The organism is Sphingobium sp. Cam5-1 (assembly GCF_015693305.1).
Lineage (GTDB): Bacteria > Pseudomonadota > Alphaproteobacteria > Sphingomonadales > Sphingomonadaceae > Sphingobium.
The window spans coordinates 1,185,529-1,200,694 of the sequence record NZ_CP065138.1; the positions used below are offsets into that span (position 1 = coordinate 1,185,529).

14 protein-coding genes are annotated in these 15,166 nt (G+C 62.0%); 8 read left to right on the forward strand and 6 right to left on the reverse strand.

The annotated features are described in order from the left end of the window. The first annotated feature begins 2 nt into the window (after positions 1 to 2). From IZV00_RS06015 to IZV00_RS06025, 3 genes are read left to right on the forward strand one after another with little or no spacing between them, the layout of a single operon-like run. Positions 3 to 515 (forward strand): RNA polymerase sigma factor, encoded by a 513-nt coding sequence (locus tag IZV00_RS06015; protein WP_196226226.1) that lies wholly within the window; start codon positions 3 to 5, stop codon positions 513 to 515. Between the two features lie 55 nt (positions 516 to 570). Then, positions 571 to 1,497 (forward strand): FecR family protein, encoded by a 927-nt coding sequence (locus IZV00_RS06020; RefSeq protein ID WP_196226530.1) that lies wholly within the window; start codon positions 571 to 573, stop codon positions 1,495 to 1,497. Next, the gene (locus IZV00_RS06025) at positions 1,481 to 3,910 is read left to right on the forward strand and encodes a TonB-dependent receptor domain-containing protein (protein ID WP_196226227.1); all 2,430 of its coding nucleotides are present in this window, start codon (positions 1,481 to 1,483) and stop codon (positions 3,908 to 3,910) included. The genes IZV00_RS06020 and IZV00_RS06025 overlap by 17 nt, the downstream gene beginning before the upstream one ends. Positions 3,911 to 4,068: 158 nt before the next feature. Here the strand turns inward: IZV00_RS06025 and IZV00_RS06030 are convergent, their stop codons facing one another. The 4 genes from IZV00_RS06030 to gatC all read right to left on the reverse strand — a co-directional run bounded on the left by IZV00_RS06030 (position 4,069) and on the right by gatC (position 8,484). Beyond that, the gene (locus tag IZV00_RS06030; protein ID WP_230463317.1) at positions 4,069 to 4,941 is read right to left on the reverse strand and encodes a hypothetical protein; all 873 of its coding nucleotides are present in this window, start codon (positions 4,939 to 4,941) and stop codon (positions 4,069 to 4,071) included. Positions 4,942 to 5,013: 72 nt separating this feature from the next. Then, positions 5,014 to 6,516 carry an Asp-tRNA(Asn)/Glu-tRNA(Gln) amidotransferase subunit GatB gene (gene gatB, locus IZV00_RS06035; protein ID WP_196226228.1) on the reverse strand — a complete coding sequence of 501 codons (1,503 nt, stop codon included), beginning with the start codon at positions 6,514 to 6,516 and terminating at the stop codon, positions 5,014 to 5,016. 95 nt (positions 6,517 to 6,611) lie between these two features. After that, positions 6,612 to 8,096, reverse strand: coding sequence for an Asp-tRNA(Asn)/Glu-tRNA(Gln) amidotransferase subunit GatA (gene gatA / locus IZV00_RS06040; RefSeq protein ID WP_196226229.1), 1,485 nt, complete (start codon positions 8,094 to 8,096; stop codon positions 6,612 to 6,614). 100 nt (positions 8,097 to 8,196) lie between these two features. Beyond that, positions 8,197 to 8,484, reverse strand: a complete 288-nt coding sequence (gene gatC, locus IZV00_RS06045; RefSeq protein WP_196226230.1) for an Asp-tRNA(Asn)/Glu-tRNA(Gln) amidotransferase subunit GatC — start codon at positions 8,482 to 8,484, stop codon at positions 8,197 to 8,199. 126 nt (positions 8,485 to 8,610) lie between these two features. Here gatC and IZV00_RS06050 point away from each other — a divergent pair, with 126 nt between their 5' ends. Both IZV00_RS06050 and ruvX read left to right on the forward strand, forming a co-directional pair. Beyond that, positions 8,611 to 9,729 carry a DUF3089 domain-containing protein gene (locus IZV00_RS06050; RefSeq protein WP_196226231.1) on the forward strand — a complete coding sequence of 373 codons (1,119 nt, stop codon included), beginning with the start codon at positions 8,611 to 8,613 and terminating at the stop codon, positions 9,727 to 9,729. Continuing rightward, positions 9,726 to 10,199, forward strand: a complete 474-nt coding sequence (gene ruvX / locus IZV00_RS06055) for a Holliday junction resolvase RuvX (RefSeq protein ID WP_196226232.1) — start codon at positions 9,726 to 9,728, stop codon at positions 10,197 to 10,199. The genes IZV00_RS06050 and ruvX overlap by 4 nt, the downstream gene beginning before the upstream one ends. Positions 10,200 to 10,218: 19 nt before the next feature. On the opposite strand, the gene IZV00_RS06060 is transcribed toward ruvX, so the two are convergent. Continuing rightward, on the reverse strand, positions 10,219 to 10,617 hold the full coding sequence (locus tag IZV00_RS06060) for a MerR family transcriptional regulator (RefSeq protein WP_196226233.1): 399 nt from the start codon (positions 10,615 to 10,617) through the stop codon (positions 10,219 to 10,221). Between the two features lie 71 nt (positions 10,618 to 10,688). Between IZV00_RS06060 and IZV00_RS06065 the strand changes: the two genes are divergently transcribed. Continuing rightward, entirely contained in the window at positions 10,689 to 11,450 is a 762-nt protein-coding gene (locus tag IZV00_RS06065) for a MauE/DoxX family redox-associated membrane protein (RefSeq protein ID WP_196226234.1), read from the forward strand. 35 nt (positions 11,451 to 11,485) lie between these two features. Here the strand turns inward: IZV00_RS06065 and serB are convergent, their stop codons facing one another. Beyond that, the gene (gene serB / locus IZV00_RS06070) at positions 11,486 to 12,364 is read right to left on the reverse strand and encodes a phosphoserine phosphatase SerB (RefSeq protein ID WP_196226235.1); all 879 of its coding nucleotides are present in this window, start codon (positions 12,362 to 12,364) and stop codon (positions 11,486 to 11,488) included. Between serB and miaA the strand changes: the two genes are divergently transcribed. Both miaA and IZV00_RS06080 read left to right on the forward strand, forming a co-directional pair. Then, positions 12,363 to 13,307 carry a tRNA (adenosine(37)-N6)-dimethylallyltransferase MiaA gene (gene miaA, locus IZV00_RS06075; RefSeq protein WP_196226236.1) on the forward strand — a complete coding sequence of 315 codons (945 nt, stop codon included), beginning with the start codon at positions 12,363 to 12,365 and terminating at the stop codon, positions 13,305 to 13,307. The genes serB and miaA overlap by 2 nt on opposite strands. A 101-nt stretch (positions 13,308 to 13,408) precedes the next feature. Further along, positions 13,409 to 15,157: an acetolactate synthase 3 large subunit gene (locus IZV00_RS06080; RefSeq protein WP_196226237.1), complete on the forward strand. Its 1,749-nt coding sequence runs from the start codon at positions 13,409 to 13,411 to the stop codon at positions 15,155 to 15,157. Positions 15,158 to 15,166: the final 9 nt, after the last annotated feature.

Genomic DNA, 15,166 nt, shown 5'->3' on the forward strand with positions numbered 1-15,166 from the left:
GCATGGCCAGCGGCCTATCTGCGATATTTCTGGCGAACCGCGCAGCGCTGCTGCGCTTCCTGCGCGCGCGTGGCGCGGGGGATGATGCAGAAGACCTGCTTCAGGACATGTGGATGAAGCTGGAAGCGAGGGACGTTGGTCCGGTCGCTGACCCCCTGCCCTATCTGTATCGCGCGGCCAACAATCTGATGCTGGACCGCTATCGTTCCAGCACGCGCCGGGGTAAGCGGGAGCAGGATTGGGCGGAGAGCGCTGGCGGCGTCATGGCCGATCCGGGCGAGGACATGGCCGTGGATGAGCGGCTGATCCTGGCCGAGATCGTGGAGAACGCGCAGGAGGTCCTGCGCGACCTGGGACCACGGGTCGAACTGGTGTTTCGCCGATTTCGGATCGAAGGCGTCGGACAGCGGGGGATCGCCGAGGAATTGGGGGTCAGCCTGACGACCGTGGAGAAGGATTTACAGAAGGCTTATCGCGCGCTGACCGTCCTCAAGCACAAGCTGGATACGGAATGACCTGCGCGGCGCCGTCTCGCCCGGTAAGGGGCAATATATGACCGGGGCGAATGCCATGCTTCATGAGGAGGCGCTCGGATGGGTCATCCGTACGCGCGATCCCGATTTTGTGGAATGGGACGCCTTCACCATCTGGCTGGAGGCTGATCCGGCGCATGCGGCAGCCTATGATGCGGTGATGGCGGCGGATGCCGGACTGGCTGCCATCATATCGGCCCCCGGAGCCAAGCCTGCCCCCGCAAATGATCCGGGGATGCCGGGATCGCGGCCGAGACGCTGGATTGCGGGAGGCGCGATAGCCGCCGCAGTCGTGGCGGCTATCTCCATCGGCAATTGGACGAGGAGCGACATCTATACCGTGACCACCCGTCCGGGTGAGGTGCGCAACATCGTCCTGGACGACGGCACGCGCATAGACCTGAACGGTGGATCGACGTTGCGGCTCGATCACAAGAATGATCGCTTCGCCGCGCTCGATGGGGGCGAGGCTGCCTTTACCGTCCATCATGACAGCAGTGATCCGTTTCGAGTAACCGTGGGCAAAGCCGTGTTCGAGGATGCGGGCACCATCTTCAACATCGTCTATAGCGGCAGTGCGACACGGATCGGCGTCGCGGAGGGCAAGGTCATCTTCGATCCGCAAGGGCAGGCCATTGCCCTGCCCGCAGGCCGAGGGTTGTCGAGCGACCCCACCGGCGTTCGGCTGATGAACGTCGCGCCCGATAGCGTGGCAAGCTGGCGGGAGGGGCGGCTGAGTTACGACAACATGCCGGTGGCGCAGATCAGTGCGGACATCGCACGATCGCTAGGGGTGAAGCTGGATACGACGCCTGCGGCAGGCGGCACGCGGTTTACGGGCACGATCCGGCTGGACAAAAACCTGCCACGCTTTTTCGCAGCCGCCGCCCCGCTCATGGGTCTTTCGGCCGTGCGGCAAGGTGACGGATGGCTGCTGAAGGAAAAGGATGGCTCGATCCGCTGACGTCCTTATCGTCACTGCCTTAGCCGTTGCAGCCACATCCCCGGCGAACGCTGCGGACAGACAGATGATCAGCATCGCCCCGTCGCGGCTGGGTGAGGCTGTCGTTGCGCTTGGCCGTCAGACGGGTGCCTCCATCGGCATGTCGGACCAGTCGCTAGCGGGTCTCGCCACGCCTGCGATCGAGGGCCGTTTGTCGGTTGAGACGGCGCTACGCCGATTGCTGGGCAGGACCAATGCCCGTGCCGAGCGGATAAACGGCAACACCTGGCGCATCGTTCGAGCGCCTGTGACGCCTGCTCCTGCCATTGTCGCTCGCGCCCGGTCAGCAATTCCCGAGCCGCCACCGCCCGCCGAGATCGTCGTCACTGCCTCCAAGCGCGACGTTCCATTACCCCGCTATCCCGGCGTCGTGGAGGCCCTGGACTATGCCCCGCTCACCAGCGCAGAAGCCGCGGCTGGCACCGCAACTCTGCTGAGCCGTGTCGCCAGCCTGAGTTCCACCCATGCTGGTCCCGGCCGTAACAAGCTGTTCCTGCGCGCGATTGCCGATTCTGCCATCGCTGGTCCGACACAGGCGACCACAGGGCAATATCTTGGCGACATGCGCCTCAACTATGCGGCGCCTGATCCCGACCTGCGCCTCTATGACATGCAGGGCGTCGAAGTGCTGGAAGGGCCGCAGGGCACGTTGTACGGTGCGGGGTCGCTGGGCGGGATCATCCGCCTGGTGCCCAATCCGCCCAATCTGGCGCGGATCGGCGGGCAGTTGTCCACCGGTTTGAGCTTCACTCAGCATGGCGATCCGGGCGGTGATGTTTCCGCAACGTTGAACGTGCCGATCGTCCCGGAACGGCTGGCGCTGCGCGTCGTCGGCTACGGCGTTCGGGAGGGCGGCTATATCGATGATCTCCAGCGCCGACGCAATGACGTCAATCGGACGAATATATATGGTGGCCGCGCAGCCCTGCGTTTTGCGCCCAATGAGGATTGGGTGATTGATCTCACAGGCCTCTACCAGCGGATTGACGGGGATGATGCGCAATATGCGGATCGGACGGCGGGTCCCCTCGACCGGAGGTCCAGCTTGGCGCAACCCTCGTCCTCCGACTATGCGCTCGGCAATGTGCGTGTCGAGAGGCAATGGGATGATCTGCGCTTCGTGTCGTCGACCGGCTATGTCCGTAACAGTCTGACCGAAAGCTATGATGCGACGCAGCCCTCCACGCCGCCTGCGCTCTTCACCCAACATAATCGGGTTTCCATCTTTTCGACAGAGAACCGCCTGACGCGGGACAGGGAGAATGGTCTCGGGTGGATTGTCGGCCTCTCTTATCTGGAAAGCATATCGCGGCTGAGCCGGTCGCTGGCTTCCTTCGGCTCCGGCTTCGTGGAGGATGAGATCATTCCCGGCGTCCCGCTCTACGGCAGCGGCACTCCGGCAGTCGCGACGGGGGTTCGCAATCGCATCCGGGAAGCGACGATCTTTGGTGAGATGTCCTTTGAACCCGTGGCGGGGCTGGTCGCCACCGTCGGCGGTCGGTTGACGAACAGCAGCCTGTCAGGCGAGGCAGTCGATCCCGTCGCGCTGCTGGCCAGTGCCGAGATCGCGCGAGCAGAAGCGGAGGCGAAGCGGCATGAGACGATCTTCCTGCCGTCCCTTTCCCTGCTGAGCGATGCTATTCCGGGCCTGACGCTCTACGCCCGTTATCAGCAAGGGTTTCGGCCGGGCGGTCTGGCGGTGGATGACCAGCATGTGATGCGGTTCAGCAACGACCGGGCATCGACGCTGGAATTCGGATTTCGCAAGGACGTTTCCGGCGGTGATCTGGTCGCGATCAGTGGGAATTTCGCCTATACGGACTGGCGCGATATTCAGGCCGACGTGATCGACAGGATCGGCTTGCCCACGACGGCCAATATCGGTGACGGACGCATATTCACCGTCGAAGGCCGCATCGTTGTACGGCCGCTCCCGACGCTGAGCATTGATGGCAGTTTTATTTACAATGACAGTCGGCTCAAAAGGGCCGCGCCCTATGTCCGAGCGCTGGTGGCCGCAGACAAGTCGATGACTTTGCCCAATGTCGCCAACCTTGGTGCGCGGATCGCGATCGACTATCGAACCCGGCTTAGCGGCGGCATGACCCTGCACCTGAACGGGTCCGCCAAATATGTCGGCAAGTCGCGGCTGGGCGTTGGCCCAATCCTTGGGCGCGAGCAGGGCGATTATGTCGATACGGCGATAAGCGCGAGCGTTTCGCGTGGGCCGCTGCAACTCTCGCTGTCGCTTAGCAATATGCTGGACAGCCGCGGCAATCGTTTTTCGCTGGGCACGCCATTTAATCTGCGCGGCGATTATGTGACGCCGATGCGGCCACGCACGCTAAGGGTTGGAATGGACTTCGCTTTTTGACGCCAGCGGGTACGGCAAAGATCCTATGGCGACGTTATGCCAATGAACGCTGGCGCGTGCGCCCCCTCCTTGCCCGCCAGACCCATGAGGCCGTCTTGCCCCCCGGGACAGCCTTATGGACGGGACGCCGCTTGCTCCTCAGGCGGCGTCCCATTCGTTCAAGGGTGGACGGCGAAATCGAAAATTCGTGCAGAGCCTGTGCCATTGCCCCACATGCCGGGGCCAGCGCCCGCGCTCACCGAATAGAGGAAGCCATATTCACCCGTGGGCAGGTCCGATGAGGGGGTGACCTTGAACACTCCCGGCGTCACCTGTTCATAGTCGAAAGGGATGCGATCCTTGTCCATGACCCCTGCCTTCGCGCCCGCCAGGTTCATGCTGCCCACGCGTGTTTCGCGTCGATCCTTCTTCACCTCGAACCGGATGAGGCTGAATTCATTAGGAGAGGTGATGGCGCTTGCCGGACCCGACAGCCACAATGACCCGCCGCCGGACTGGGAAAGACCGCGCGTCGCCTCATCGAAGTAGAAATAGAATGCCGGGCGCGATCGGCCGGTGCGCACCCGCGCGGTGATGTTCGGGATGACCGCCTTGATGCTGAGCGAAGCGATGCCGCCGGTAAAAGCATAGCCCAATATGCCGCCGGTCTTGCTTTGGTTCGAGGTCGTGGGATCGATCCGCACCATGCGCGCGTCGGTTGCCAGATAGACGCCGGATGGGTGCGGGACCAGTGGGTCCGGCGAGTCAGCGGAGAAAACGGCCTTGGACGAAACCGCGCCTTCAGCGCCGGATTGGATCATGGCGGCAATGACCGGGCCGGACACGCCGCGCTTTTTCAGGGCGATCAGATCGTCAGTTGATAGAGCGTAATGACCGGCGGACGCCTTGATCTTGGCGATCACGGCGTCATCGCCCAAGCCCGCCTGAACGAGCGACACGACCATGTCGTTGGTCAGCGTTTCGGCCTGTACACTGAGCGGCGTGCAGGTCGCCAACAGCGCAAGTCCCGCGATCAGCCCGCGTAGCTTCATGTCTTACCCCCTGTGGACGGAAGCGCCCCCGCTTCCGCTTTCCATTCAGGGGATTAGACAGTGGGCTTCGATTTAGGCAAGCGCCTTGCGGACGAGGTCATTGACGACCTGGGGATTGGCCTTGCCCTGCATGGCTTTCATCGTCTGCCCGACGAAGAAGCCGAACAGAGCTTCTTTGCCCGCCCGATATTGTTCAACCTTGTCGCCATTGTCGGCAAGCACCTTGGCCACCGCAGCTTCGATCGCGCCGGTGTCGCTGGTCTGCTTCAGGCCCTTTTCCTCGACGATCTTCGGCGCGCGATCGCCGGTTTCGAGCATGATCTCGAACACTTGCTTGGCGATGGTGCCGCTGATCGTGCCATCGGCGACGAGCGCGAGCAGTTCCGCGCCCTCTTCGGGGCCGACCGGACTGTCCTCAAGGCTTTTTCCGAGGCGGTTGAGAGCGCCATATAGTTCGGACAGCAGCCAATTGGCCGAAGCCTTGGCGACCTCGCCCTCGCTCTTCTTCTGGATACGTGCGGCTTCAGCCAATAGTGCCTCGAACCAGCGGGCCGTGTCGGCGTCGGCGGTCAGCGTGACGGCATTGTAAGCCGAAAGGCCCAGTTGCTCCTCATAACGACGGCGCTTGGCGTCCGGCAGTTCGGGCAAGGACTGGCGGCATTCCTCAAGGAAAGCATCATCCAGTTCCAGCGGCAGAAGGTCCGGGTCCGGGAAGTAGCGATAGTCATGTGCATCTTCCTTGGACCGCATGGACCGCGTTTCATTCTTGTCCGGATCGTAGAGGCGCGTTTCCTGAACGACCTTGCCGCCAGCCTCCAGTACATCGACCTGACGACTGGCCTCATATTCGACCACCGCCATGACGAAGCGGACGGAATTGACGTTCTTCGTTTCGGTTCGCGTGCCGAACTCATGGCCAGGCTTACGCACCGACACGTTGACGTCGGCGCGCATCGAACCCTGATCCATATTGCCGTCGCATGAGCCGACATAGCGCAGGATGGTGCGGAGCTTCGACAGATAGGCGCCAGCTTCGGCGGGTGAGCGCATGTCGGGCTTCGACACGATCTCCATCAGCGCGACGCCCGAGCGGTTGAGATCGACATAGGAGCGTGTCGGATGCTGATCGTGCATCAGTTTGCCCGCATCCTGTTCGACATGGATACGCTCAATCCCGATCCGCTTGGTCGCGGCGTCGGGGTTCTTTTCATCGAGATTGATCTCGATCTCGCCTTCGCCGACCAGCGGGTGGTAGAGCTGGCTGATCTGATAGCCCTGCGGCAGGTCGGCGTAGAAGTAGTTCTTGCGATCGAAGCGCGACCATTTGTTGATCTTTGCATTGATCGCCATGCCGGTGCGCACCGCCTGACGGATGCATTCACGGTTTGGCACGGGCAGCATGCCGGGCATGGCTGCGTCAACCAGCGACACCTGCGTATTCGGTTCCGCACCGAACGCGGTCGCCGCGCCGGAAAAGAGCTTCGCCTGGCTCGTCACCTGCGCATGAACTTCAAGGCCGATCACGACCTCCCACTCGCCGGTTGCGCCCTGAATGCGGTATGCTGTCTCGGTCATCTTCTACACCGTCATCCCAGCGGAAGCTGGGATCTTTCTCGTATGTTGTTCAACCTCGCCTGAGATGCCAGCTTTCACTGGCATGACGAGTTTGATTACCACCACTTCTCCGGCCGAGCCGTGAAGCCTGCGCGCTCTTCGATCGCCAAGCCTGCGTTGAGCACGGTCTGCTCATCGAGCGCCTTGCCGATGATCTGGAGCCCCAGCGGCAAGCCCTGCGAGTCCAGTCCGCCCGGCACCGCCATGGCGGGCAGGCCAGCCAACGAGGCAGGCACAGTGAAGACGTCGTTCAGATACATGGCCAGCGGATCGGCCTGCTTCTCGCCCAGCGCGAAAGAGGCGCTCGGCGCGGTTGGCGTCAGCAGCAGGTCGCACTTCTCGAAAGCCTGTTCGAAGTCGCGCGCGATCAGCGTCCGCACCTTCTGCGCCTGCGTATAATAGGCGTCGTAGAAGCCCGCCGACAGCACATAGGTGCCGATCATGATGCGGCGCTTGACCTCCGGCCCGAAGCCCAAGGCGCGGGTCGCGGCATACATGTCCTGGAGGCCCGCGCCATCAGGCAGGTCGCGTTGGCCGTAGCGTACGCCATCATAGCGGGCGAGGTTCGAGGAAGCCTCGGCAGGGGCGATGATATAATAGGTTGGCAGCGCATATTTGGTGTGGGGAAGCGATACCTCCACGACCTCAGCGCCTGCGTCCTTCAACCAATCGATGCCGCGATCCCACATGGCGGAGATTTCCGCGTTCAGGCCATCGGGACGATATTCCTTGGGAATACCGACCTTCTTGCCTTTAAGGCTGCTCGTCAGGTTGGCTTCCCACTGCGGCACGGCGAGATCGAGCGAAGTCGAATCCTTGGGATCGAAGCCCGCCATCGTTTCCAGCAGGATCGCATTGTCGCGCACCGTCCGTGCCATAGGCCCGGCCTGGTCAAGCGAGCTTGCGAAGGCCACGATGCCCCAGCGCGAGCAACGGCCATAGGTCGGCTTGATACCACTGATGCCTGTGAAAGCGGCAGGCTGACGGATGGAACCGCCCGTGTCGGTGCCGGTCGCCGCCGGACACAGCCGGGCGGAGATCGCCGCCGAGGAACCGCCCGACGATCCACCCGGCGCCAGCGCGGCATTGTCGCCACCGCCGCGCCGCCATGGCGAGATCACATTTCCGAAATAGCTGGTCTCGTTGGATGAGCCCATGGCGAACTGGTCGAGGTTGAGCTTGCCCAGCATTCCCGCGCCCGCGTCCCACAGCTTTTTGGAGACGGTGGATTCATAGGTCGGCTTGAAACCTTCCAACATGTGGCTGGCGGCGGTCGTCTGCACACCTTCGGTGCAGAACAGGTCCTTCATGCCGATCGGCACGCCCGACAGCGGCTTGAGCGCTTCGCCCGCAGCCTTTGCCTTGTCAGCGGCATCGGCGGATGCCAGCGCCTTTTCCGGCGTTTCCACGATGAAGGCGTTCAGCGCCTTGGCCGCAGCGACATTGGCGTTGAACGCTTCGGCCACTTCGCGCGCAGAGAAGTCGCCTGCGCGGAAACCGTCGCGGATTTCGGCTACTGTAAGATCAGTTAAATCGGTCATGCGCCAACTTCCGTTCGCCCCGAGCCTGTCGAAGGGCTGCACTTTTCTTCAAGAAAGGACTGGGCTTCGACAAGCTCAGCCCGAACGGTGATATAAAGATTCACTCAATCACCTTGGGCACAGCGAAGAAGCCATGTTCGGCTTGCGGCGCATTCGCCAGCACCTTGTCCCGAACATTGCCGTCGGTGACGGCATCCTCGCGCAGGCGCAGCTTGTTGGGGATGACGGCGGTCATCGGCTCTACGCCGGTCACATCCACCTCGCCCAATTGCTCCACCCAGCCAAGGATGTTGTTGAGTTCAGGCACCATCGCCTCGGCTTCGGCTTCGGTCACCGAAATGCGCGAAAGGCTGGCGATCTTCTTTACGGTCTGAAGGTCTATCGACATGGGCCGCCGCTACCACCCGCTCACGTCCGCTTCAAGTCCGCACTTGCGCATGAGGGGTGCCTGCGCCAGACAGGCGCCGTTCGACGCAGGCCATGGGGGTCCTGGCGATCGGCGGAGAGCAAAGCATTGGCCCGCAAGTTCCTCTATGTCGTCGCCAGCCTTATCGTGCTGGTCCTTGTGGCATTGCTGGTTTATCGCATCTGGGGGATGCAGCTGATCCGTGCGGTCATGGTGCCGCGAGAAGCCTTTACCCCGATCGCCCCGCTTCCGGCCAATGCCTATGATGATCCCAAGATGTGGATCGCCAGGCCAGACATCGGGCACGACAATCCGGCTTTGTGGAAACCCGCCGTACAGAAGGATGAAGCGGTCACCCAGAAGGCGGCTGCCTTCTTCATCCATCCGACTTCCTACATCACTGCTTTTGGCGGCGCGCATTGGAACATGCGACTGGACGACAAGGACGCGCTGACGACTGCGCGGCGTTTCGTGCAGGGGCAGGCAAGCGCCTTCAATGCGGTTGGCGATGTCTGGGTGCCCCGCTATCGGCAGGCCAATTACGGCGCATTGCTCACCGACAAACCTGCTGGCGAACAGGCACTGGCGGCGGCCTATCGCGATGTGCGCCAGGCCTTTGCGGCGTTTCTCAAAGCCAATCCCACGGGTCCGCTGATCCTTGCAGGGCACAGCCAAGGGTCGCGCCACCTGCTCCAGTTGCTGCGCGATCAGGTTGCGGGGGCGCCCGTCGCTTCCCGTATCGTGGCGGTTTATGCCGTTGGCTGGCCGGTCTCCATGGAGGCGGATTTGCCCGCCGTCGGCCTGCCCGCCTGCGCCCGGCGGGATCAGGCGCGGTGCATTGTCAGCTGGCAAAGCTATGCCGAGCCTGCTGATCCGGCGCCGATGGTGGAAAGATTTGAACGCATGCCCGGTTTTACCGGCCGCCCTCGTAAGGGCACGCATATGCTTTGCACCAATCCCATCACCGGCACCCTCAACGGGGCCGCTCCAGCAAGCGCCAATCTGGGCACGATCGACAGCCGGGATGAAGGCAAGCCGCCGCGCCTGCTGAAAGGCGTAGTTCCAGCCCGGTGCGATGGCAGCGGCATATTGATGATCGGGGAGCCGGTGGACATGGGGCCGTTCACGCTGCCGGGCAATAATTATCACGTCTATGATTATGGCCTGTTCTGGGGTGACGTTCGGGAAGATGCGCGCCAGCGGTTGGCGAGTTTCCTGAAGAGATGAGCACGCTGCTCACCACCGACCGCGCAGCCTTCCGCGAGGCGCTGCCCTATGGTGGCCGCCTGCTCGGCATGGACGTCGGCACGAAAACAATCGGGCTGGCTTTGTGTGACGCTGGCTGGTCCATCGCGAGCCCGGCGCATACGGTGTCGCGCGGGAAGTTCAGCAAGGACAAGATCGCGCTCGCCTCTTTCATGGAGCAGCAGCAGGTGAAGGGCGTCGTCATCGGCCTTCCACTCAATCTCGATGGCAGCGAGAGTCCGCGCAGTCAGGCGAGCCGCGCCTTTGCCCGCAATATCGCGGATCTTGGCCTGCCGATCCTGTTGTGGGACGAGCGCTGGTCGACGCAGGCGGTTACGCGCACGCTTCTGGAAGCAGATGCCAGCCGTGCACGCCGGGGCGAGTTGGTCGACAAGCTGGCCGCGAGTTACATCCTGCAAGGGGCAATCGACGGATTGATGGCCGGATTTTAATCGCCGTTCGAGGGAGCAGCTATCCCTCGAAAGCCGAGATGATGGGACAAGGCCCCTCATCGGATGCGTGACATGCACTGGCGAGCCGCCTTAGCGAATCGCGTGCCGCCTGGAGTTCCGCGATCTTCATGTCCAGCGCAGCCAATTGCCCGGCCGCCAGTTCCCTGGCACGCGCCCTGTCTTGTCCGGCATCCAGTCGTAAAAGCTCGCCAATCTGATCCAGCGTGAACCCCGCCGCCTGCGCCGAGCGTATGAACTTCAAACGTCGCACATCCTGATCATCATAACGACGGACGCCGCGCGTCAGTCCGCTACTGCCTTGATCCGGCGTCTCCAGTAATCCGCGCCGCTGATAGAAGCGCACGGTCTCCACGCCCACGCCACCAGCGCGCGCCAGACCAGAAATCGTCATTGCCATGCTTGACTCCGGACCATGGTACGGAACCCATATGGGGCGCAGAGCGATATTGTCCAAGAGAAAGCGACGACATGACGAGCGCAACAGCAACGACCGCCCTGCCACGAACGGCTGTCCTTTATCGGATGGTGATGCCGGGTCATGTCTGCCCCTATGGCCTCAAGGCGCGCTGGTTATTGCGGCACAAGGGTTATGAGGTGGAGGATCACTGGCTCACCAGCCGCGAGGAAACGGACGCGTTCAAACAGGCGCATGACGTCAAGACGACGCCGCAAATCTTCATCGATGGCGAACGGATCGGCGGCCATGACGATCTGCGCCGCTTCTTCGGCCTGGCAGTCGCTGATCCGTCAGCCACCAGCTATGTCCCGGTTCTCGCTGTCTTTGGGGTCGGCGCGCTGTTCGCGCTCGCGATCAGTTGGCTGACCGCGATGCCGCTGGTCAGCGTCATGACCGTCGAAAGTTTCATTGCTGTCACGATGATGCTGCTCGCGATGCTGAAGCTCCAGGATGTGGACCGGTTCGCCACCATGTTCCTGAACTACGATCTGCTTGCCCGCCGATATGTGCCTTATGCGAAGGCTTATCCGTTTCTGGAGCTTGGCGCAGGCGTGCTGATGTTGACTGGCATTCTGCCTTGGCTTTCCATCCCTGTGGCGCTGTTCATCGGCGGCATCGGTGCGGTATCAGTGTTCAAGGCCGTCTATATCGACAAGCGCGAACTGAAATGCGCATGCGTCGGCGGCGGCAGCAACGTGCCGTTGGGTTTCGTGTCCCTGACGGAAAACATCATGATGGTTGCGATGGCGCTGTGGATGCTTGTTCGTATCTGACCTCAGATGCCATCCCGATTGCTGTCGGAGAGCAACTACGCCTGGACCCATTCTGCCGAAGAGATGCCCTGCGCATATAGAAGTACCGAGAGGTCGCCATGGACGATCTCCGCAGCGGCTGCTTCCCGCGTTTTGGGCTTGGCATGATAGGCAACGCCAAGCCCCGCGCCCTGAATCATAGGTATGTCGTTGGCGCCGTCACCCACCGCGAGCGTCAATGCCCGATCAATGCCTGCTTCGATCGCGGCTTCCAGTTCGGCACGCTTGCGGGATGCATCGACGATCGGCAGCGTTACCGTGCCCACCAGCGCCCCATCCGCAATCTCCAGAACATTCGCCACCGCACGATCAAATCCGATTTCCTCGGCCACGGGTCCGGTGAAGCGGGTGAAGCCGCCGGACACGAGCAGGGTTTCAGCCCCTCTCGCCTTCATTGTACGGACAAGCGCCCCCGCGCCTGGCATGATCCTTACACGTTCTACCCGGCACCGATCGATTGCTTCATCGGCGAGGCCCTTGAGCAAGGCGACGCGCTCATGCAGCGCGCCTGCAAAGTCGAGCTCACCACGCATCGCTCGCTCCGTGATGTCGGCGATCTGCGGCTTGATCCCCGCATAATCGGCGAGTTCGTCGATGCACTCGACCGTGATCATCGTGGAGTCCATGTCCGCGATCAGCAGCTTCTTCTCGCGACCCTCGGCACGCTGAACGATGACATCGATCCTGTCGCCGATCCCGGTTAGCGCCGCCCGGGCCAACACAGGATCACCGCCAAAGAAGATATCGGCAGCCTTGCCCTCATCCAGCCACTTGCTATCCACCGGCGCGCAGCCAGCCGTCGCCAGCCGAGCCACGGCATCTTCAATATCCCGCTGACTCAAGGCCGCACTTGCCACTAAGGTTGCGACGAACATGGACACTCCTGAAACATCTATGGGCGAATCCCGCCCCCGCGTCGCGCTTATTGCCGGGCCTACTGCCAGCGGCAAGAGCGCGCTGGCATTCCGGCTGGCTCAAGCGGCCAACGGCACCGTCATCAATGCCGACGCCAGCCAGGTATATGCCGATCTCCAGATCCTTTCCGCACGCCCGAACAGGGAGGAGATGGGTGACATCCCGCACCGCCTTTTTGGCCATATCGACGGGGCGGAGGCCTGTACGGCTGCGCGCTGGGCGGCAGAAGCGCGCGAGGAGATCGGCAAGGCGCATGCGGAAGGACGCCTGCCTATTCTGGTCGGCGGCACAGGGCTTTACCTGCGTACGCTGCTTGATGGTATCGCTCCGGTCCCGGACATCGATCCCGCGATCCGTCACGCCGTCCGCGCCATGCCCGTCGCGGATGCCCATGCCGCATTGTCAATTGAGGACCCGGCAGCTGCCGCCCGGCTGGCGCCTGCCGATAGCACAAGGGTTGCCCGTGCATTGGAAGTGGTGCGTTCGACAAGCCAGCCGCTCGCCTATTGGCAGCAACGAAAGGTTGGCGGCATCGGCGAACATATCCGCCTTTCACCGCTTATCCTGCTGCCCCCACGCGACTGGTTAATCGCGCGTTGCGACCAACGCTTCGAACAGATGGTCGAGAGTGGTGCCGTCGCCGAAGTAGAGGCCCTGCTCGCGCGCAATCTCTCGCCCGATCTTCCCGTCATGCGCGCTATTGGCGTACCCGAAATTGCGAGCTGGCTTGCCGGTGATATTGGCCGCGAGATGATGCTGGAGCGCGGCCGGATTGCGACCCGGCAATATGCCAAACGCCAATATACCTGGTTTTCGCGCCAGCCCCCGGCCAGTTGGCCCAGGGAAACACGACATGTTGATGCCAATTTATCCGCTGAAACGGTAATTAAATTACGCCAATAGCTATTGACTAGCCATTTTATGTCTAATAGAGGCACCCACCTTGCCTTCGCTTCTTATCTGGAGCAGAGGGCGCAACCTGCATCCAGTGGAAGGATTTCATCGTGGCCGAAAAGAGCGGCGCGGACATTTTGGTTGAGTGCCTGATCGACCTGGGGGTCGAGGTCGTGTTCGGTTATCCGGGCGGCGCGGTGCTGCCCATTTATGACGCACTTTTCGATCATCCGAAGATCCGCCACGTCCTCGTTCGCCACGAACAGGGCGCGACCCATATGGCGGAAGGCTATGCACGTTCGACCGGTAAGCCCGGCGTCGTTCTCGTCACCTCCGGCCCCGGCGCGACCAATGCGGTCACCGGCATCACCGATGCGCTGATGGATTCCATCCCGATGGTCGTCATCACCGGGCAAGTCGGCACGCCACTGATCGGCACTGACGCCTTCCAGGAAGCTGACACGGTCGGCATCACGCGCCATTGTTCAAAGCATAATTATCTAGTGAAAAAGCCCGCCAAGCTGGCGAGCGTCATCCACGAAGCCTTTCATATCGCCACCACCGGCCGACCCGGCCCGGTCGTCATCGATATTCCCAAGGACGTGCAGGTCGCCACCGCGCCCTACTCCCGTCCGCTTGGCTTTGAGCATGCCAGTTACAAGCCACAAACCAAGGCGGATGCGTCGGCAATCGCTCAGGCCGTCGAAATGCTGGCCAAGGCAGAGCGGCCGGTCTTCTACACTGGCGGCGGGGTCATCAATTCAGGTCCCAAGGCTTCGATTTTGCTGCGTGAGCTGGCGGAGCTGACTGGTGCACCTGTCACCTCAACCTTGATGGGTCTGGGCGCATTCCCTGCATCCTCGCCGCAATGGCTGGGCATGCTGGGCATGCATGGCACTTATGAAGCCAATTGGGCGATGAACAAGGCGGACCTGATCGTCTGCATCGGTGCGCGATTTGACGATCGCGTCACCGGTCGCCTCGATGCCTTTTCGCCGAACAGCAAAAAAATCCACATCGACATCGACCGCAGCTCGATCAACAAGACGGTCGAGGTTGACCTTCCCGTCATTGCTGACGTCGGCAACGCACTGACCGACATGATCGCAGCGTGGAAGACGCAGGGTCACAAGGCTGCGGACCTTAGCGAATGGTGGGCCAGAATCGAAGGTTGGCGCGCGCGCAACAGCCTGGCCTATCCGGAGAGCCGCGAAGAGATCATGCCGCAAGAGGCGATCGCGGAACTTTACCGGGCTTCCAAGTCGGCCGATGACGTCATCATCACGACCGAAGTGGGTCAGCACCAGATGTGGGCTGCGCAGCATTTCGGTTTTGAAGAGCCGAACAAGTGGCTGACTTCAGGCGGTCTCGGCACCATGGGCTATGGCTTCCCTGCCGCGATCGGCGCTCAGGTCGGCAATCCCGACAGCCTGGTCGTCTGTGTCGCGGGTGACGCATCTATCCAGATGAACATTCAGGAGATGGGAACCGCGAGCCAATACCGGCTGCCCGTCAAGGTGCTGATCCTGAATAACGAATATATGGGCATGGTCCGCCAGTGGCAGGAATTGACCTATGAAAGCCGTTATTCCAACAGCTATTCCGACAGCCTGCCGGACTTCGTGAAGCTGGCGGAGGCTTATGGCTGGACCGGCATCCGCATCGAAGGGCCGCAGGAACTGGCGGCGGGCATTCGTCAGATGATCGATACGCCCGGCCCTGTCATCGTGGACTGCCGCGTGGCGAAGCTTTCCAACTGCTTCCCGATGATCCCGTCGGGCGCGGCGCATACCGACATGCTGCTCGACCCCAGCCAGGTCGCTGGCATCATGTCGGACGAGGCAAAGGCTTTGGTGTGAGGGTTATGG

What these genes read in the sequence shown, in the direction of transcription:
- serB (WP_196226235.1), bottom strand. Translation starts at nt 12,364, where the DNA reads ATGTTCGTCGCAACCTTAGTGGCAAGTGCGGCCTTGAGTCAGCGGGAT.
- gatC (WP_196226230.1), bottom strand. Translation starts at nt 8,484, where the DNA reads ATGTCGATAGACCTTCAGACCGTAAAGAAGATCGCCAGCCTTTCGCGC.
- gatA (WP_196226229.1), bottom strand. Translation starts at nt 8,096, where the DNA reads ATGACCGATTTAACTGATCTTACAGTAGCCGAAATCCGCGACGGTTTC.
- IZV00_RS06015 (WP_196226226.1), top strand. Translation starts at nt 3, where the DNA reads ATGGCCAGCGGCCTATCTGCGATATTTCTGGCGAACCGCGCAGCGCTG.
- IZV00_RS06030 (WP_230463317.1), bottom strand. Translation starts at nt 4,941, where the DNA reads ATGAAGCTACGCGGGCTGATCGCGGGACTTGCGCTGTTGGCGACCTGC.
- IZV00_RS06025 (WP_196226227.1), top strand. Translation starts at nt 1,481, where the DNA reads ATGGCTCGATCCGCTGACGTCCTTATCGTCACTGCCTTAGCCGTTGCA.
- IZV00_RS06065 (WP_196226234.1), top strand. Translation starts at nt 10,689, where the DNA reads ATGACGAGCGCAACAGCAACGACCGCCCTGCCACGAACGGCTGTCCTT.
- IZV00_RS06020 (WP_196226530.1), top strand. Translation starts at nt 571, where the DNA reads ATGCTTCATGAGGAGGCGCTCGGATGGGTCATCCGTACGCGCGATCCC.
- ruvX (WP_196226232.1), top strand. Translation starts at nt 9,726, where the DNA reads ATGAGCACGCTGCTCACCACCGACCGCGCAGCCTTCCGCGAGGCGCTG.
- gatB (WP_196226228.1), bottom strand. Translation starts at nt 6,516, where the DNA reads ATGACCGAGACAGCATACCGCATTCAGGGCGCAACCGGCGAGTGGGAG.
- miaA (WP_196226236.1), top strand. Translation starts at nt 12,363, where the DNA reads ATGGACACTCCTGAAACATCTATGGGCGAATCCCGCCCCCGCGTCGCG.
- IZV00_RS06060 (WP_196226233.1), bottom strand. Translation starts at nt 10,617, where the DNA reads ATGGCAATGACGATTTCTGGTCTGGCGCGCGCTGGTGGCGTGGGCGTG.